15 protein-coding genes are annotated in these 18612 nt (G+C 67.9%); 13 read left to right on the top strand and 2 right to left on the bottom strand.

What is annotated here, in order from left to right; all coding sequences use genetic code 11:
- Positions 1-117 precede the first annotated feature (117 nt).
- Positions 118-531 (bottom strand): YbaN family protein, encoded by a 414-nt coding sequence (locus D0B54_RS12555; RefSeq protein ID WP_117291660.1) that lies wholly within the window; start codon positions 529-531, stop codon positions 118-120.
- Between the two features lie 268 nt (positions 532-799).
- On the opposite strand from D0B54_RS12555, the gene D0B54_RS12550 reads away from it, so the two are divergent.
- The 13 genes from D0B54_RS12550 (at position 800) to D0B54_RS12490 (ending at position 15818) form a co-directional block, all read left to right on the top strand.
- Positions 800-1819 (top strand): aspartate-semialdehyde dehydrogenase, encoded by a 1020-nt coding sequence (locus D0B54_RS12550; protein WP_117291659.1) that lies wholly within the window; start codon positions 800-802, stop codon positions 1817-1819.
- 165 nt (positions 1820-1984) lie between these two features.
- Positions 1985-4684 (top strand): FimV/HubP family polar landmark protein, encoded by a 2700-nt coding sequence (locus D0B54_RS12545; RefSeq protein ID WP_117291658.1) that lies wholly within the window; start codon positions 1985-1987, stop codon positions 4682-4684.
- 93 nt (positions 4685-4777) lie between these two features.
- Entirely contained in the window at positions 4778-5560 is a 783-nt protein-coding gene (gene truA / locus D0B54_RS12540; protein WP_117291657.1) for a tRNA pseudouridine(38-40) synthase TruA, read from the top strand.
- Between the two features lie 11 nt (positions 5561-5571).
- Positions 5572-6204 carry a phosphoribosylanthranilate isomerase gene (locus D0B54_RS12535; RefSeq protein ID WP_117291656.1) on the top strand — a complete coding sequence of 211 codons (633 nt, stop codon included), beginning with the start codon at positions 5572-5574 and terminating at the stop codon, positions 6202-6204.
- Complete coding sequence (gene trpB, locus D0B54_RS12530) at positions 6201-7400, top strand: tryptophan synthase subunit beta (RefSeq protein WP_117291655.1); 1200 nt, start codon at positions 6201-6203, stop codon at positions 7398-7400. The genes D0B54_RS12535 and trpB overlap by 4 nt, the downstream gene beginning before the upstream one ends.
- Positions 7397-8218 (top strand): tryptophan synthase subunit alpha, encoded by an 822-nt coding sequence (gene trpA / locus D0B54_RS12525; RefSeq protein ID WP_117291654.1) that lies wholly within the window; start codon positions 7397-7399, stop codon positions 8216-8218. The genes trpB and trpA overlap by 4 nt, the downstream gene beginning before the upstream one ends.
- Positions 8215-9093, top strand: a complete 879-nt coding sequence (gene accD / locus D0B54_RS12520; protein WP_117291653.1) for an acetyl-CoA carboxylase, carboxyltransferase subunit beta — start codon at positions 8215-8217, stop codon at positions 9091-9093. Before trpA ends, accD begins: the two co-directional genes overlap by 4 nt.
- Positions 9094-9106: 13 nt before the next feature.
- Positions 9107-10384, top strand: coding sequence for a bifunctional tetrahydrofolate synthase/dihydrofolate synthase (folC, locus tag D0B54_RS12515; RefSeq protein WP_240433415.1), 1278 nt, complete (start codon positions 9107-9109; stop codon positions 10382-10384).
- A complete protein-coding gene (locus D0B54_RS12510) occupies positions 10377-11327 on the top strand; it encodes an SPOR domain-containing protein (protein WP_162932384.1) in 951 nt (316 codons plus the stop codon). Before folC ends, D0B54_RS12510 begins: the two co-directional genes overlap by 8 nt.
- An 82-nt stretch (positions 11328-11409) precedes the next feature.
- Positions 11410-11925, top strand: a complete 516-nt coding sequence (locus D0B54_RS12505; protein ID WP_117291650.1) for a CvpA family protein — start codon at positions 11410-11412, stop codon at positions 11923-11925.
- Positions 11926-11933: 8 nt separating this feature from the next.
- Complete coding sequence (purF, locus tag D0B54_RS12500) at positions 11934-13448, top strand: amidophosphoribosyltransferase (protein ID WP_117291649.1); 1515 nt, start codon at positions 11934-11936, stop codon at positions 13446-13448.
- A gap of 314 nt (positions 13449-13762) precedes the next feature.
- Positions 13763-14959 carry an O-succinylhomoserine sulfhydrylase gene (locus D0B54_RS12495; protein WP_117291648.1) on the top strand — a complete coding sequence of 399 codons (1197 nt, stop codon included), beginning with the start codon at positions 13763-13765 and terminating at the stop codon, positions 14957-14959.
- 67 nt (positions 14960-15026) lie between these two features.
- Positions 15027-15818, top strand: coding sequence for a ferritin-like domain-containing protein (locus tag D0B54_RS12490; protein ID WP_117291647.1), 792 nt, complete (start codon positions 15027-15029; stop codon positions 15816-15818).
- A 101-nt stretch (positions 15819-15919) separates the two neighbouring features.
- Here D0B54_RS12490 and acnA read toward each other — a convergent pair whose 3' ends face one another.
- A complete protein-coding gene (gene acnA / locus D0B54_RS12485; protein ID WP_117291646.1) occupies positions 15920-18589 on the bottom strand; it encodes an aconitate hydratase AcnA in 2670 nt (889 codons plus the stop codon).
- Between the last annotated feature and the right edge of the window lie 23 nt (positions 18590-18612).

Below are 18612 nucleotides of genomic sequence, written 5' to 3'. Positions count from 1 at the left end.
TTTCGCCGCGGATCACGCGGATGAACGCGGATCAAGAAAGAAAATCTTGTATATCCGCGTTCATCCGCGTGATCCGCGGCAGAAAAACGATTCTCGCGACTAGCCGGCGCTGTCCAGCTACACGCGCTGCGGCGGTTCCGGCCGGTGCCAGAGCCAGGCCAGCACCAGCGCCATCACCGCAGTGATGCACTCGGCCAGCCAGGGCTTCCCGGCGGTGAGAAACAGGATCAGCGCACAGACCGCCATCGCCACCGTGGCACTCCACTTGGCGCGACGGCTGACGCTGCGTGTCTCGCGCCAGTTCTTCAGGATCGGTCCGAATACACGATGGCTTTCAAGCCAGTGGGAGAAGCGTGGTGAACTGCGCGCCGCGGCCCAGCCGGCCATCAGGATGAAGACCGTCGTCGGCAGCCCCGGCACGAAGATGCCGACGATGCCCAGGCCCACGCAGAAGCCGGCGAAAGCCAGCAGCAGGTAGCGCAGCGGCGCCGCAAGCGGTCGCGGCGGAGACGGTGGCGGGGAATCGGTCATGCCGGCGGCGCGCAGACTTCCCGCGACAGCGTGGCGATGCGGGTAGGGAGTGAGATGAGCATGCTCTGCGGTTCGATGGAGCGATTGCGGTAGCGCGGACAGGCCCTGTAGTGATTCTCAATTATAGGTTCGCCCGGCTCGCCGGCACCAATCCCGATGCGGTGCGATCGAGGCTGGCGGCAAGCGCTCCAGGTGTTTTTTCCTCCGGCCATGGGCTTTGCCTCCAGATACCTCTAAACTCCGCCGCTCAAATTTCCCGGGGCCCCTCATGACTCGCCGATTCGATGTTGCGGTAGTTGGCGTCAGCGGCCTGGTCGGCGCGGCGATGCTGGATCTCCTGCACGAGCGTGAGTTTCCGGTCGGCAAGGTCTTCCCGCTGGATGTGGCGGCAGCAGCCGGCGGCGTGGCGAGTTTCGGTCGCCGCGAACTGCCGGTGGGCGATGTCGCACAGTTCGATTTCTCACAGGTGCAACTGGCGCTGTTCTCCGCCGGTGCCGCGGTGGCCGCCGAGTACGCGCCCAAGGCGGCGGTGGAAGGCTGCGTGGTGATCGACAACAGCACGCAGTTCCGGCTCGATCCGGAAGTGCCGCTGGTGGTGCCCGAGGTCAATCCGCAGGACCTGGCGAAGCACGATGTGCGCGGCATCGTCGCCACGCCGACCTGCACGGTCACGCTGCTGGCGCTGGTGCTGAAGCCCTTGCTCGACGCGGCCGGCATCGAGCGCGTCAATGTCGCCACCTACCAGGCCGTTTCCGGCAGCGGTGCCGAGGCGCTGGAGGAACTGGGTCGCCAGACCGCCGATCTGCTGAATTTCAAGCCGATCGAGCCCAAGGCCTATCCCCGGCAGATCGCCTTCAACGTCATGGCGCAGATCGATGCGGTGGAGGCCGACGGCCAGACCCGCGAGGAACTGCGCCTGGTGCAGGAAACCGCGCGTCTCCTCGGCGATGCGGTGCGCGTGAACGCCACGGCGGTGCGCGTGCCGGTGTTCTACGGCCACAGTGCCGCGGTACACCTGGAAACGCGCGAGCCGCTGAGCGTGGCGCAAGCACGGGAGTTGCTGGGCAAGGCGCCGGGCCTGGAACTGCTGGACGAACCTTCGATCGAGGGTTTTCCGACGCCGGTGACCGAGGCCAGCGGGCAGGATGCGGTGTTCGTCGGCCGACTGCGCCGGGACCCCACGCATCCGCGAGGATTGAACCTGTGGCTGACAGGCGACAATATCCGCAAAGGGGGCGCTCTCAATGCCGTGCAGATCGCCGAGCTATTGAGTCGTGACTATTTATAAAATGTCGTGTATAAAAGGGCTTACATGCGCAAGTTCACCCTTGCTGTGAACTCAAGGCAGCCCCGGTTGGGGGACACGGCTTCCGGAGAGAATATGTTGCGTAAACTGGCACTGATTCTGGCACTTGGCCCCGTATTGTGGCTGTCTTCAGCAGCGGCAATCGGATTGGGTGAAATCGAGGTCACTTCTGGCCTCAACCAGCGCTTCACGGCGACCATCCCGCTGACGGCCATAACGGCCGAAGATGCTGAAAACGTTCAGGTTAGTCTTGCCAGCTCGGCGGAATTCGAGCGCGCCGGCCTGGAGCGCAGCGAGTACCTGAGCAGCCTGCGCTTCACCGTCAACCTCGAGGAAGGCGCGCCCCGCATCGAGGTGCGCAGCGCCCAGATCGCGCGCGAACCCTTCGTCAACTTCCTGGTGGAAGTGAAGTCCCGCGGCGGCCGCCTGCTGCGCGAGTACACCATCCTGCTCGATCCGCCGACCCTGCCGCCGGCTGCCGCCGCCCCGGCGCCCCGCGTCTCCTCGGCGTCTTCGCGTTCGTCCGCTGCCGCGCCGTCGGGGTCCGAGTTCTTCGAAACTTCCGAGGAATCGGTGCGCCGCCCGGCACCCGTTGCCCCGCCGCAGGCCGTATCTGCGGAACCGTCCGCTTCGCTGAGCACGGCCAGCGGCGACGGCTATGGCCCGGTCCAGCCGAAGGAAACCTTCTGGAGCATCGCCACCAAGCTGCGCCCGGACCCGTCGCTGACGATGGACCAGGTGCTGCTGGCGCTGTATGACGCCAATCGTGGTGCTTTCGATGGCGGCATCAACCGGCTGCGCGTCGGTTCGATGCTGTCGGTCCCCTCGGCTTCGGAAATGGGGGCGGTTTCGCCGGCCACGGCCAAGGCGCGGGTCAATGCTTTGCGTGGCGGTGGCGCCGCAAGGGTAGCCAAACCCAGGCCGCTACCGGCAGAGTCGCTGGCAGAGCCACCGATAGAAACACCGAGGCCCCAGTTCAAGTCCCAAGCGCCGGCAGTGCCGGCGTCTCCGTCTCCGGCGAAGCCCGCGCCGGTCGCCAAGCCGGCCCCTGTGCCGGCTCCCGCGCCTGTGGCGCCCGCTCCGGCTCCCAAGCCGATGCCGGCCCCCACGCCGGCCCCGGCCCCCAAGCCCGTACCCAAGGTCGAGGTGCCGCCGCCGGCCCCGACTCCGGTTCCTGCCCCTGCTCCGGCGCCCGCTCCGGTCGTCGAACCCACCCCGGCGCCCGCGCCGGTGGAACCGCCGCCGGCCGCCGCCGAAACCCCGGCTGCTCCGGCCGAAGACGGCAGCGTCGCTCCCGTGGAAGCGCCGGTCAGCGAGGCTCCGGTCGAGGCGCCGCCCGTTGCCGAGCCGCCTGCTGCGGAACCGGCGCCCGCGCCGGTCGCGGAGGAAGAAGGCGGCCTGCTCGACATGGCGATCCCGCTGCTCGGCCTGCTGCTGGTGCTCGGTGGCGCCGGCTACCTGGTGACCAGCCTGCTGAAGAAGCGCCGCGAGCGTCAGGGTAGCGGCAGCGGCACGCCGGCCAGTGCGCCGCCGCCGACGCGCATGCCGCCGGCGCCCGCCGCGCCGTTGCTGCAGAAGTCCACGATGGGCACGCTCGGTGGCACGATTCCGCCCCCGGGTACGAAGCTGCCGCCGAAGTCGCCTGACGCCGCGCGCCGCGAGCTGGAAAACCTCGACGACACGCTCAGCGGCGAGGACACCACCGACTTCCGCACCCGGCAGCTGCAGACGCAGCAGGTTCCGCCGCAGAACAGGCAGCTCTCCACCCAGGTGATTCCGCCGGCACCCGTGCCCGCGGTGCCCACGGCATCGTCGTCGCACGACGACACCGGGATGCTGCCGACCTTCGATTCGACGCAGGCCTTCGGTGCCGAAGACCTTGCGTTCGCCCGCAAGGCGGTGGAAACCGGCAACATCGATTTCGACGTCACCGGCCAGTTCGCCGCGGAGACGGTGCAGATCAACCTCGACGCCAACGATCCGATGGCCGAGGCCGATTTCCACCTGGCCTACGGTCTGTATGACGAGGCGATCCTGCTGCTGCGCCAGGCTTCCGGCCGCGATCCGGCGCGTACCGAACTGAAGGTGAAGCTGGCGGAGACCTACTTTGCCGCCGGCCGTCCGATGGAGTTCCAGGAGACCGCCGAGGGCCTGAAGGGCAAGCTCGATCCGGCTGCCTGGCAGAAGCTCGCGATCATGGGCCAGCAGCTCTGCCCGGATGCACAGATCTTCAAGGGCGGCGACGCTTCTGCCGTGGATACCGATTTCGACCTGGCGTTCGACGAGCCTGCTTCGCCGTCGCTGGATTCGATGCCGGACCTGGCCGCTTCCGAGGCGCCGCCTTCCGCGGGCAACAATTCCCTGGACTTCAAGCTCGAGGAACTGGAACTGCCGCCGATGGAATCGGCTGCTCCCAAGGCCAGGGAACCGACGCTCAAGCGCGACGATGCGCTGGAGTTCGACCTGGGCGACTTCGACCTGGGCGGCGCCAAGCCGGCCCCGGCGGCTCCGGCACCGAAGCCCGCGGCCAGCCGGATGGACGACACCAATGCCCTGGAGTTCGACCTCGGCGGCTTCGATGGGCCCTCGGCGACGATCAGCGAGCCGGCCCTGGCCGACATCAGCGTCGACGAGATCCAGCTCGACGACTTCGACATCGGTGATCTCGGCGGCGACAGCGACAGCATTTCGTCGGGCGACGAGGCCAGCACCAAGCTGGATTTGGCCCGCGCCTACGTCGACATGGGTGACAACGAGATGGCCCGCAACCTGCTGAACGAGGTGCTGGTGCAGGGCAACGACACGCAGAAGGGCGAGGCACAGGCCCTGATCGGTCGGCTCAGCTGATTGGCCGATGAGCTTCCACCAGGCCGCCGCGAATCGCGGCGGCCTTTTGCTTTCCATGACCCGCAAACCGCCCAAATTCCGCCGGAGTCCGCAGTGAGTCGCTGGGCGGCTGGCGTGGAATACGTGGGCACCGCCTTCCGCGGCTGGCAGTCCCTCAGCGAGCTGCGCTGCGTGCAGAGCACGCTGGAGGCGGCCTTGTCGAAGGTGGCGGACCACCCGGTGGCGGTGACCGCGGCAGGGCGTACCGATTCCGGGGTGCACGGCCTGCAGCAGGTGGTGCATTTCGATTCCGGGGCCCGGCGCAGCGAGTACGCCTGGCTGCTGGGCAGCAACACCAACCTGCCGCCGGACCTGTCGTTGCGCTGGGTGCAGCCGGTGGCGCAGCAGTTCCACGCGCGCTTCTCGGCCCGCGCCCGCCACTACCGCTACGTCATCCACAACCACCGCGCCCGCGGCGCGCTGCTGCGCGAGCGGGCTGCCTGGTGGCCGCAGCGCCTGGATGCCGAGGCGATGCACCAGGCGGCGCAGGTGTTGCTGGGCGAGCAGGATTTCTCGGCTTTCCGCGACTCGGAATGCCAGGCGCCCACGGCAACCCGCTACATGCGTCATGTGAACGTCTTCCGGCGCGGCGATTTCGTGGTCATCGACCTCTGCGCCAACGCCTTCCTGCATCACATGGTGCGCAACATCACCGGTACCCTGGCCGAGGTGGGGCTGGGCAAGCGGCCGGTGCCCTGGGTGGCTGAAGTCCTGGCCAGCCGGGAGCGTTCCAGGGCAGGAATGACGGCCCCGGCCTGCGGCCTGTATTTCGTGGGACCCGAATATCCGGCAGAATTCGCCCTCCCCGAACGGCCGGAACCCTATTTCCCGGCCTGAGACCCAAGGTTTTGAGCAGAACCCGAATCAAGTTTTGCGGGATTACCCGCGACAAGGACGCCCAGGCGGGCGTGGCTTTGGGCGTGGACGCCATCGGCTTCGTGCTGGTGCCGGCCAGCCCGCGCGCCATTGCCGCCGACAAGGCCGCGGTCATCCGGCGCCGCCTGCCGCCCTTCGTCAGCGCGGTAGCCCTGTTCAAGGACGCCGACGCGGCCTTCGTGCAGGAAGCCATCGACACCCTGCGCCCCGACCTGCTGCAGTTCCATGGCGAGGAGCCGGCGGATTTCTGCGCCAGTTTCGGCCTGCCGTACATGAAGGCCGTGGCCATGGGCGAGAAGCAGAGCCTGGCGGCACTGGCGCGGCGCTACAAGGCTGCCACCGGCCTGCTGCTGGACAGCCACGCCAGGGGTGGCATGGGCGGGCGCGGCGAGACCTTCGACTGGAGCCGCGTCACCGCGGTGAAGACCCCCCTGGTGCTGGCCGGCGGCCTCAATCCGGCCAACGTGGGTGGTGCGGTACGGCAGTTGCGGCCTTATGGTGTCGACGTGTCGTCGGGCATCGAGGCCAGGCCAGGGGTCAAGGACCACGACAAGATGCGCGCCTTCGTCGAGGCGGTACAGCGCGCGGACAGAACGAAACGATGACCTACGATTTTCCCGATGCGAAAGGCCACTACGGCCCCTATGGCGGACAGTTCGTCGCCGAAACCCTGATGGCGCCGCTGCGCGAACTGTCGGACGCCTATGCGCGCCTGAAGGACGACCCGGCCTTCCTGGCGGACCTGGACCGCGACCTGACGCACTATGTCGGCCGGCCCAGCCCGCTGTATCTGGCCGAGCGCCTGACCAGGAAGTGGGGCGGAGCGCGCGTCTGGCTCAAGCGCGAGGACCTGAATCACACCGGCGCGCACAAGGTCAACAACACCATCGGCCAGGCCCTGCTGGCCAAGCACCTGGGCAAGACCCGCATCATCGCCGAGACCGGCGCCGGCCAGCATGGCGTCGCTTCCGCGACGATCGCTGCGCGCCTGGGCCTGAAGTGCGTGGTCTACATGGGCGCCGAGGACGTCGAGCGCCAGTCGCCCAACGTCTACCGCATGAAGCTGCTGGGCGCCGAAGTGCGTCCGGTGCATAGCGGCACCAAGACGCTCAAGGACGCCATGAACGAGGCGATGCGCGACTGGGTGACCAACGTCGACGACACCTTCTACGTCATCGGCACCGTCGCCGGTCCGCATCCGTACCCGATGCTGGTGCGCGACTTCCAGTGCATCATCGGCCGCGAGGTCATCGAGCAGTCCCAGAAGCAGATGGGCCGCCTGCCGGACGTGCTGCTGGCCTGCGTCGGCGGCGGTTCCAATGCCATCGGCCTGTTCCATCCCTTCATCGAGCACAAGGCCGTGCGCATGATCGGCGTGGAGGCCGGCGGTCTCGGCGTGAACACGCCGGACCACGCCGCGCCGCTGACGGCCGGACGTTCCGGCGTACTGCATGGCAACCGCACCTACATCATGGCCGACGACAACGGCCAGATCCTGCCGACGCATTCGATCTCGGCCGGCCTGGACTACCCGGGCGTGGGCCCGGAGCACTCCTGGCTGAAGGACATCGGCCGCGTCGAGTACGCGGCGATCAACGACGACGAGGCGCTGGCCGCCTTCCACGAGCTGACACGTGCCGAGGGCATCATCCCGGCACTGGAGTCCTCGCATGCGGTGGCGCAGGCGAAGAAGCTCGCGCCGACGCTGTCGCCGGAGCAGAACATCGTCATCAACCTGTCGGGCCGCGGCGACAAGGACATCTTCACCATCGCCAAGCTCGAAGGTATTTCGCTGCTATGAGCCGTATCAAGGAAACCCTGCAGCGTCTGCGCAGCCAGGGCCGCAAGGCGCTGATCCCGTTCATCACCGCGGGCGATCCGCAGCCCGACGTGACCGTCGGCCTGATGCATGCCCTGGCTGGCGCCGGCGCCGACATCATCGAGCTGGGCGTGCCGTTCTCCGATCCGATGGCCGACGGCCCGGTGATCCAGCTGGCCTGCGAGCGTGCCCTGAAGCATGGCACCGGCCTGTGGGACATCATCGACATGGTGGCGGAGTTCCGGAAGACCGACCGCGACACGCCGGTGGTGCTGATGGGCTATCTCAACCCGATCGAGATGCGCGGCGTGGCCGCCTTCGCCGAGCGTGCCGCCCGCGCGGGCGTCGACGGGGTGCTGATCGTGGACCTGGCGGTGGAGGAGGCCGACAGCTACCTGCCGGCGCTGCGCTCGCAGGGCCTGGACTGCATCTTCCTGCTGGCGCCGACCAGCCCGGCGGAGCGCATCGCGGCCGTGGCGCGCGTGGCCAGCGGGTATCTCTACTACGTCTCGCTCAAGGGCGTGACCGGCGCGGCCAGCCTGGACGTGGCCAGCGTGGCAGAAAAATTGCAGGAAATCCGGCGGTTTACAGATTTGCCGCTGGCGGTGGGATTCGGGATCCGCGACGCCGAGTCGGCGCGCGCGGTGGGGGCGGTGGCCGATGGCGTGGTGGTAGGCAGCGCGCTGGTCGCCGAGATCGAGAAGCATCAGAATGCGCCTTCAACGCTACCGGGGCTGCTGGCTGCCAAGCTGGCACCGCTGCGCGAGGCATTAGACCAAAAGGATTTGAGTAGCCGATGAGCTGGCTCGACAAGATTTCAGGGTCCAAGCTGCTGACCAACGGGCGCCGCAGCAAGAGCGTGCCTGAGGGGCTGTGGACCAAGTGTGAAAGTTGCCAGTCCGTGCTGTACCGCGCGGAGCTGGAGCGGACCCTCGAGGTCTGCCCCAAGTGCGGCACGCACCGCCCGATCGACGCGCGCGAGCGCATCAATCACTTCCTGGACCCGGAACCGCGGATCGAGATCGCGACCAACGTCGTGCCGACCGATCCGCTGAAGTTCAAGGACAGCCGCAAGTACACCGAGCGCATCAAGGAAGCGCAGGCCGAGACCCAGGAGAAGGACGCGCTCGTCGTGATGCGCGGCCAGCTGATGGGCCTGCCGGTGGTGGTCGCCTCCTTCGAGTTCAGCTTCATGGGCGGCTCCATGGGCAGCGTCGTCGGCGAGAAGTTCGTGCGCGGCGTCGACGCGGCGCTGGAGTACGGCACACCGATGGTCTGCTTCGCCGCCACCGGTGGCGCGCGCATGCAGGAATCGCTGTTCTCGCTGATGCAGATGGCCAAGACCTCCGCGGCACTGGCGCGCCTGGCCGAGCGCGGCCTGCCGTTCATCTCGGTGCTGACGCACCCGACCATGGGTGGCGTCTCCGCCAGCCTGGCGATGCTGGGCGACATCAACGTTGCCGAACCGCGGGCGCTGATCGGTTTCGCCGGTCCGCGTGTGATCGAGCAGACCGTGCGCCAGAAACTCCCCGAGGGTTTCCAGCGTGCCGAGTTCCTGGTGGAGAAGGGCGCGATCGACCTGATCATCGACCGCCGCGAGATGCGCGACAAGCTGTACCGCATCCTGTCGATGCTGACGCACTTCACGCCGACCGTGGTGGAGCAGCCGAACTGATCGGGTTCCACTGATGGCTGTAGCTGCTTCCGCCATGCCCACCGCGGCCTGGTCGCTGGCCGACTGGCTGGCCTGGCAGGAGCGGCTGCACCCCAAGACCATCGAGCTGGGGCTGGAGCGCGTGCGCAGCGTCGCGCAGCGCCTTGGCCTGCTGCCCGCGCAGGCGACGACGCTGACCATCGCCGGCACCAACGGCAAGGGCTCCAGCGCGACCCTGGCGGCGGCGATCTACCGCGCCGCCGGCTACCGCAGCGGCCTCTATACCTCGCCGCACCTGCGCCGCTACAACGAGCGCGTGGCGATCGACGGCGAGCCGGCATCGGATGCCGATCTCTGCCGTGCCTTCCTGGCGATCGAGCAGGCGCGCGCGGCGACGCCGCTGACCTATTTCGAATTCGGTACGCTGGCGGCGCTGTGGCTGTTCCGCGAGGCCGGCGTGGGCGTGCAGGTGCTGGAAGTGGGCCTGGGCGGCCGGCTCGACGCGGTCAATATCGTCGACGCCGACGCCGCGCTGATCACCAACATCGGGCTGGACCACACCGACTGGCTGGGCCCCGACCGCGAGAGCATCGGTTTCGAGAAGGCCGGCATCCTGCGCGCCGGCAAGCCCGCCGTGCTGGTGGAGCGTCATCCGCCGGAATCGGTGCTGGCCGCGGCGCAGAAGCGGGACGCGCCAGTGTTGCGCCTGGGCCGCGATTTCGACTACGCGCCGCGCGGGCCGGGCTGGCGCTGGGTCGGACCTGCGGGAAACCTCGACGGCCTGCCGCTGCCGGCCTTGCCGGGCGCGATGCAGCTGCAGAACGCCAGCGGCGTGCTGGCCCTGGTGGACGCGCTGCAGGCGCGGCTGCCGGTGCCGCAGGAGGCCCTGCATGCCGCGCTGGGCGAGTTGCGCCTGTCGGGGCGTCTGCAACGCGTCGGCCAGTGCCTGCTCGATGTCGGCCACAATGCCGAGGCCGCCGAGGTCCTGGCCGAACACCTGCGCATGCTGCGTCCGAAGGGGCGGGTGCTGCTGGTGCTGGGCATGCTGTCGGACAAGCCGGTGGAAGCCTTCGGCCGACTGCTGCAGCCCCTGGTGTCGCGAGCCTTCCTCGGCGGGCTGCCGGGGCCGCGCGGGCTGGACGCGCCTGCGCTGGAAACGCGCCTGCGCGGCCTGGGCATGGAGACCGAGGCCTGTCGCGATGTGCCGGAAGCCCTGCAGCGCGCGCTGGCGCTGGCGGAGCCGGAAGACCTGGTCGTGGTGACCGGATCGTTTATCACTGTGGCTGCGGCCCTGGATGTACTGCATGAATGAGCAAATGAAGAACCGCCTGATCGGCGCCCTGGTCCTGCTGGCGGTGGCGCTGCTGATGGCCTTCCTGCTGCCCAAGCCGGGCCATGTCGAGCGTGACGAGGGCCTGCGCCGCGTCACCATCGACCTGGACGGCGGACCGCAGGAGCCGGTGGTGGAGGGCGACCGCGTGACCCCGCCGGTGATCGCGGCGCCGGACCCCGCCCTGGAAGACCCGCTGGCGGGTGAGTCCGCGGCCGTGGTCGACGGCGAACCGGAGGGTGCGGAGGCGGGCATGGACAGCGACAGCCGCATGGCCGCCGCGCCGGTGTCGATCAGGTCGTCCGACTCGCTGGAACAGGCGGCCCCCGGCCGCGTGCTGCCGGCGCCGGTGGCCAAGGCGCCGCCGGTGCAACTCAAGCAGGACGACAGCCTGCACCACCTGCCGGATGTGCCGGCCCAGGCCCGGGCCGAAGCACCGGCCCCGTCCCGCCGTGCCATGCCGCCGCCGGTTGCGGCCGCAGCGGCTCCTGCAGCGCCGACGGTGGCGGCAAAGCCGGTTCCGAGCCTGCCGCCACCGGCGGCCCCGGCCAAGCCGCTGTCCAAGCCGGAAGTGGCGCAGGTCCCCAAGCCGGTGGAACCCGCGCCGGTCGCCAAGCCCAAGCCTGCACCGAAGCCCGAGATCGCCGCCGCCAAGCCGGTGGAGCCGCCCAAGCCGGGCCCGGTGGCCGGCAAGGAGCGCTGGAGCGTGCAGGTGGGCAGCTTTGCCGAGATCGGCAACGCGCGCACCGCCGAGAGCAAGCTCAAGTCCGCCGGCCTGCCGACGCAGTTCGGCCCGGTGGATACCGCCAAGGGTGTGCTGTACCGCGTGCGCGTCGCTCCGCTGGCCGACGAAGCAGCGGCCAAGGCGGCCAAGGCCAAGGCAGAGCAGCTGGGTTTTGCCCAGGCAACCGTGCGCAAGGACTGACCGGAGCCGGTGAGTAGCCATACGGCGGGCGGGTGAGGGCGTGGGATGGTAAAATCCCTGAGTCGCTACCGAGTTAGGCCGCATGATCTGGGTTGACTACTGCATTCTTGCCGTCTTCATCCTTTCGGCTGTCATTGGCCTTCTGCGCGGCTTCATCCGCGAGGTCCTCGGTCTCGCAACCTGGCTGTTCGCCCTGCTGCTGGCCTGGCTGCTCGGCCATACCCTGGCCGATGCGCTGGCGGCGAAAATAACCAATCCTGCGTTGCGCCTGGGCTGTGCCTACCTGCTGCTGTTCCTCGGCGGCCTGCTGGTGGGCGCGCTGATCACGCATTTCGTGTCGGAGGCGGTCAAGGATTCCTTCCTGAGCCTGCCCAACCGCATGACCGGCGGCGGCTTCGGCCTGGCCCGCGCCGCCGTCCTCACCGCGGCCTTCGTGCTGGTGGCCGGGCAGATGGGCGCGGCCAAGGAACCGTGGTGGCAGCAATCGCTGCTGATCGACAAATTCGAGTGGCTGGCCAATGGGCTGGGCACGCTGGTTCCGGAGCGCTGGCTTGAAGTCCTGCGCCCCGACCCCACTTCTACTCTTCAGACTCAGTAAGGCCAACCATGTGCGGAATTGCCGGTATCGTCACCCAGGGCGCCGGGGTCAACTCGGAACTGTTCGACGCCCTGACCATGCTGCAGCACCGTGGCCAGGATGCGGCGGGCATGATCACCAACGACGGTGATCGCCTCTACCTGCGCAAGGAAAACGGCCTGGTGCGCGACGTCTTCGCCAAGGACGAGCACATGGTGATGCTGCGCGGGAACATGGGCGTGGCGCACGTGCGCTATCCCACCGCCGGTTGCTCCACCTCCGCCGAGGCGCAGCCGTTCTATACCAATACACCCTTCGGCATCTCGCTGTCGCACAACGGCAACCTGACCAATGCCGAGGAACTCAAGCAGGAGCTGTTCCTGCAGGACCGGCGCCACCTCAACACCGAGTCGGACTCCGAGGTCCTGCTCAATGTCTTCGCCCATGAGCTGATGTCGCGCGGCGCGCTGCGCCTGTCGCCCGAGGATGTCTTCGCCGCCGTGTCCGGCGTGCACCAGCGCTGCCGCGGCGCCTATGCCTGCGTGGCCATGATCACCGGCTTCGGCGTGGTCGGCTTCCGCGATCCCTTCGGCATCCGCCCGGCGGTCTACGGCCGCCGCCTCGGCCCCAACGGCGTGGACTACCTGATCGCCTCCGAGTCGGTGGCGCTGGACGCGCTGGGCTTCGAGATCATGGGCGACATCGCCCCGGGCGAGGCGGTGCTGATCACCATCGACGGCAAGCTGCACAAGCGCCAGTGCGCCGCCAACCCGGTGTATTCGCCCTGCCTGTTCGAGTACGTGTACCTGGCGCGTCCCGACTCGATCATCGACAACATCTATGTCTACAAGGCGCGCCTGCGCATGGGCGTGAAGCTGGCCGAGAAGATCCTCGCGCAGTGGCCCGACCACGATATCGACGTGGTGATCCCGATCCCGGACACCAGCCGCGTCGCCGGCGCCGAGCTGGCCGCGCGCCTGGGCGTGTCCTACCGCGAAGGCTTCATCAAGAACCGCTACATCGGCCGCACCTTCATCATGCCGGGCCAGGCGCAGCGCAAGAAGTCGGTGCGCCAGAAGCTCAACCCGATCGACCTGGAATTCCGCGGCAAGAACGTGCTGCTGGTGGACGACTCCATCGTCCGCGGCACCACCTCCAAGGAGATCATCCAGATGGCCCGCGAGGCCGGTGCGGTGAAGGTCTACTTCGCCTCCGCCTCGCCGCCGGTGCGCTACCCCAACGTCTACGGCATCGACATGCCGACCGCCTCGGAGCTGGTGGCCCATGGCCATACCGTGGAGGAGCTGGAGCGCATGCTCGGCGCCGACAAGCTGATCTACCAGGACCTGCCCGACCTGATCGAGGCGGTGCGTGCCGGCAACCCGCGCATCACGCGCTTCGACACCTCGGTGTTCACCGGCGAATACATCACCCAGGACATCACCACCGAGTACCTGAACCAGCTGGAGCTGTTCCGCTCCGACGCCGCCAAGGCGGCGCGGAAACGGGCGTCTTCGACCGTCATCGAAATCCAGAACGCTTGAGTCGGAAGAAAGCAGATTTGCCGCGGATCACGCGGATTAACGCGGATTTACAGGCCTTTCCAACACAAACGAAAGTGCTGCTGCATGCTGTTGATCTTGATCCGTGTTCATCCGCGTGATCCGCGGCAAGCAAGCTTTTGGGTTGAGTTGTCGGCCTACAGGCCTTAAAGTCCGCACCGCGCCCCTTTGATCCCAGCTTGCAGGCGCGGGCCTTCCCCCGGGGAAAGCCCAATAAATTTCGCTAAACGGGGGCTGAGAGCCCGTTTGGTTTTTATACCGACGGGCTTTTTTGTTGCCCGCAGGAGTGCAGGGCAGTGAACGACGCAGACCCGCCGTATTTCGACCCCGAGTGGGGTTCCGCTACCCTGGGCATCCGGGCGGCCGAGCCGCGCACGGCCAACATGGAGCACTCGGCCTCGGTTTCGCTGACCTCCTCCTACGTGTTCCGCTCCGCCGCCGAGGCGGCCGCGATCTTCAGCGGCCAGCAGCCGGGTTACGTCTATTCGCGCTTCTCCAACCCCACCGTGGAGGCCTTCGAGCGCCGCCTGGCGGCGATGGAGGGCGGTGAGGCCTGCGTGGCCACCGCCAGCGGCATGGTGGCGATCCAGACCCTGTGCCTGGCGCTGCTGAAGGCCGGCGACCACATCCTGGCTTCGCGCGGGCTGTTCGGCGCCAGCATCAACCTGTTCAACAACATCCTGTCGCGTTTCGGCCTGGAGACGACCTACGTCGATCCCACCGACCCGGCCGCCTGGGCCGCGGCGGTGAAGCCCAACACCAGGCTGTTCTTCGTGGAGACGCCGTCGAACCCGCTGATGGAGCTGGCCGACATCCGCGCACTGGCCGACATCGCGCACGCGCACGGCGCGCTGCTGGCCGTGGACAACTGCTTCCTGACGCCGGTGCTGAGCCAGCCGCTGAAGCTGGGTGCCGACCTCGTGATCCACTCCGGCACCAAGTACATCGACGGCCAGGGCCGCTGTGTCGGTGGCGCGATCGTGGGCGACGCCCAGCGCGTCGGCAAGGACATCTACGGCTACATGAGGACGGCCGGGCCCTGCCTGTCGCCGTTCAACGCCTGGGTGTTCCTCAAGGGCCTGGAGACGCTGGCGCTGCGCGTGCGCGCGCACAGCGACAGCGCGCTGCAGCTGGCGCAGTGGCTCAAGACCCAGCCCAAGGTGAAGCGCGTGTTCTACCCGGGCCTGCCCGAGCATCCGCAGCACGAACTGGCCAGGCGCCAGCAGAGCGGCTTCGGCGGCATCGTCTCCTTCGAGGTGGAAGGCGGCCGCGAGGGCGCCTGGAAGCTGGTGGACAGCACCCGCACGCTGTCGATCACCGCCAACCTCGGCGATACGCGCAGCACCATCACGCACCCGGCCTCGACCACCCACGCCCGCATCACGCCCGAAGCGCGAGCGGAGGCCGGCATCACCGAGGGCCTGCTGCGCATCTCGGTGGGCCTGGAAGATATCGCCGACATCCTGCGCGACCTGGAGCGCGGGCTGGCCTAGTCCTTATACCCCTCTCCCGCTTGCGGGAGAGGGGATGGGGAGAGGGTTTCTGTAAATCGAGCATCGGATGCCTGTCCTCGCCTTCGCCGCGATACACGCCGCACTGACCGAACGAGATCCGGTCGCAAAGTGTGCGCAAGTTGCAGAGCTGTGTTTACCAGCGGGTGGTTTCTCCGTGCCTTCGCTCACGGAGGACGCTGCCAACGTCCCCGGCCGTCCCGAACAACCCGCCCTGATCCGCCCACGCGACGTCCCCCACCGCGGCCTCGGCAGCGTCGCCGGGCGCGTGGCGCTGCTGCACGCGGTGGCGCATATCGAGTTCAACGCGATCAACCTGGCGCTGGATGCCTGCTGGCGTTTCCGCGACATGCCGGCGGACTATTACCGCGACTGGCTCAGCGTGGCGCAGGACGAGGCGCGGCATTTCATGCTGCTGTCGCAACGCCTGGCGCAGCTCGGTGCTGCCTACGGTGACCTGCCGGCACACAACGGCCTGTGGGAAGCCGCCGAGAAGACCGCGGCCGATCCGCTGCTGCGCATGGCGCTGGTGCCGCGCGTGCTGGAGGCACGCGGCCTGGACGTGACGCCGGGCATGATCCTGCGTCTCACCGAGGTCGGTGACGCCGAGACCGTGAGCATCCTGCACGTGATCCTCGACGAGGAAGTGCGCCACGTCGCCATCGGCACGCAGTGGTTCGAGTACCTCTGCGCCCAGCGCGGCCTGGACCCGCGGCCGACCTTCGCGCGCCTGCTGGCCGAACACCGCGTGCGCGTGGCGCCGCCGCTGAACCGCGAGGCGCGCGCCAGGGCAGGGTTTGCCGAGGACGAGATGGACGCGCTGCTGGCGGCGCCGCGCTAGGGCCGGTTAACCCTACCGCGCTCGCAGCGATCGCGGCAGGGTTGACAGGCCCTAAGGAACAACAAGACGGGGACTCGGCGCCCCGCCTCGTTGCTTGAGCCTCAGGCTTTTGCCATCTGGCGCAGCATGTATTGCAGTACGCCGCCGTGCTGGTAGTACTCCCATTCCATCGGCGTGTTGATGCGCACCCTGGCCTTGAAGCTGATGCTCTTGCCGTCGGCCTTCTTCGCCGTCACGTCGACACTGGTGGCGCCGCTCTTCAGGCCGTCGAAGTCGAACACTTCGGTGCCGTCCAGGCCCAGTGAGCCGGCGCTCTGGCCGTCGACGAAGTTCAGCGGCAGTACGCCCATGCCGACGAGGTTGGCGCGGTGGATACGCTCGAAGCTCTCGGAGATCACGGCCTTGACGCCGAGCAGGATGGTGCCCTTGGCCGCCCAGTCGCGCGAGGAGCCGGTGCCGTACTCCTTGCCGGCGAGCACGACCTGCGGGGTGCCGTCGGCGATGTGCTTCATGGCCACGTCGTAGATCGCCTCCACCGGGCCGGCCACGCCGTCCTTGCCGATGTACTTGGACACGCCGCCTTCCACGCCCGGGGTCATCGCGTTCTTGATGCGGGTGTTGGCGAAGGTGCCGCGCATCATGATCTCGTGGTTGCCGCGGCGCGAGCCGAAGCTGTTGAAGTCGGCCTTCTTGACGCCGCGCTCCTCGAGGTACCTGCCCGCCGGTCCGTCCTTCTTGATGTCGCCGGCCGGCGAGATGTGGTCGGTGGTGATGGAGTCCGCCAGCACCGCCAGCGCACGCGCCCCCTTGATCGGCTGGATGCCCGGCGGGGTCATCGTCATGCCCTGGAAGTACGGCGGGTTGGCGATGTAGGTCGACTTGCCATCCCAGGGATAGGTTTCCGACTTGCTGATCTTGATCGACTGCCAGCGGGCGTCGCCCTTGAGCACGTCGGCGTAGCTTTTCTTGAACAGCTCGCTGGTGACCGAACTGGCGACGGATTCCTGGATCTCGGCGTTGGTCGGCCAGATATCCTTGAGGAACACGTCCTTGCCGTCCTTGCCCTGGCCGAGCGGCTCGGTGGTGAGGTCGATGTCGGTATTGCCGGCGATGGCGTAGGCCACCACCAGCGGCGGCGAGGCGAGGTAGTTCATGCGCACGTCCTGGTGGACGCGGCCTTCGAAGTTGCGGTTGCCCGACAGCACGGCCGAGACGCTCAGCGTGTTGTCGGCGATCGCCTTGCCCAGCGGCTCGTTGAGCGGGCCGGAGTTGCCGATGCAGGTGGTGCAGCCGTAGGCGGTGACGTAGAAGCCCAGGTGCTCCAGGTCTTCGATCAGGCCGGCCTTCTTCAGGTACTCGGTGACGGCCAGCGAGCCGGGGGCCAGCGAGGTCTTGACCCAGGGCTTGCTGGTCAGGCCGAGCGCGCGCGCCTTGCGGGCGAGCAGGCCGGCACCGATCAGCACGCTGGGGTTGGAGGTGTTGGTGCAGGAGGTGATCGCGGCGATCATCACCGCGCCGTCCTTCAGTTCGAAGGACTTGCCGTTGTCGGTGACGGCTGCCGGGCCCTTGGAGGGACGCAGCTTCTGTTCGGACTCGAAGGCCTTGCGGTAGTTGGCCTTGACGTCGGACAGCAGCACGCGGTCCTGCGGACGCTTGGGGCCGGCCAGGCTCGGCTTGATGCTGCCGAGGTCCAGGTGCATCACGTCGGTGTACTCGGCCTCCGGGGCGTCAGGAGTCCACCACATGCCCTGGGCCTGGGCGTAGGCCTTGACCACGGCGATCTGCTGCTCGCTGCGGCCGGTGAGGCGCAGGTAGTTCAGGGTCTCTTCGTCGATCGGGAAGATGCCGCAGGTGGCGCCGTATTCCGGGCCCATGTTGGCGATGGTGTTGCGGTCGGAGGCCGACAGGTTGGCCAGGCCCGGACCGAAGAACTCGACGAACTTCTCGACCACGCCGCGCTTGCGCAGCATCTCGGTGACGGTCAACACCAGGTCGGTGGCGGTGGCGCCCTCGGCCAGCTTGCCGGTGACGCGCACGCCGATCACTTCCGGGATCAGCATGGAGGACGGCTGGCCGAGCATGGCAGCCTCGGCCTCGATGCCGCCGACGCCCCAGCCCAGCACGCCGATGCCGTTCACCATGGTGGTGTGGCTGTCGGTGCCGAAGCAGCTGTCGGGATAGAGCAGGCCTTCGCCGTTCTCGAAGACCACGCGGGCCAGGTACTCGATGTTGACCTGGTGGACGATGCCGGTATCGGGCGGCACGGCCTTGAAGTTCTTGAGCGCTTCCTGGCCCCAGCGCAGGAAGGTGTAGCGCTCTTCGTTGCGCTGGAATTCAACCTTGGCGTTGAGGTCCAGGGCTTCCTTGGAGCCGTAGTGGTCGATCATGACCGAGTGGTCGATGACCAGTTCCACCGGGCACAGCGGGTTGACCTTGGCGGCGTTGCCGCCGAGCTTGGTGATCGCATCGCGCATGGCGGCGAGATCCACCACGCAGGGCACGCCGGTGAAATCCTGCAGGATCACGCGCGCCGGGGTGAAGTTGATGTCCTTGGCCGGCAGGTTCTTGAAATCGGCGCCGGCCAGGGTCTCGATGTCCGCCTGGGTGGTGTTGAGGCCGTCCTCGTGGCGCAGCAGGTTTTCCAGCAGCACCTTGATGGAGTAGGGCAGGCGGGCCAGCTTGAACCGGGGCTCCAGGGCCTTGAGGTTGTAGTAGGAGTAGGTCTTGGGGCCGACCGTGAGGCTGGCTTTACTCTTGAAACTGTCCGTCATGGCTCGTTTCCCGGTGTGGCTGC

It is taken from the genome of Solimonas sp. K1W22B-7, from assembly GCF_003428335.1.
Lineage (GTDB): Bacteria > Pseudomonadota > Gammaproteobacteria > Nevskiales > Nevskiaceae > Solimonas_A.
The sequence above is the reverse complement of the archived record's forward strand: the minus strand, read 5'-3'. Positions and strand labels throughout refer to the sequence as shown.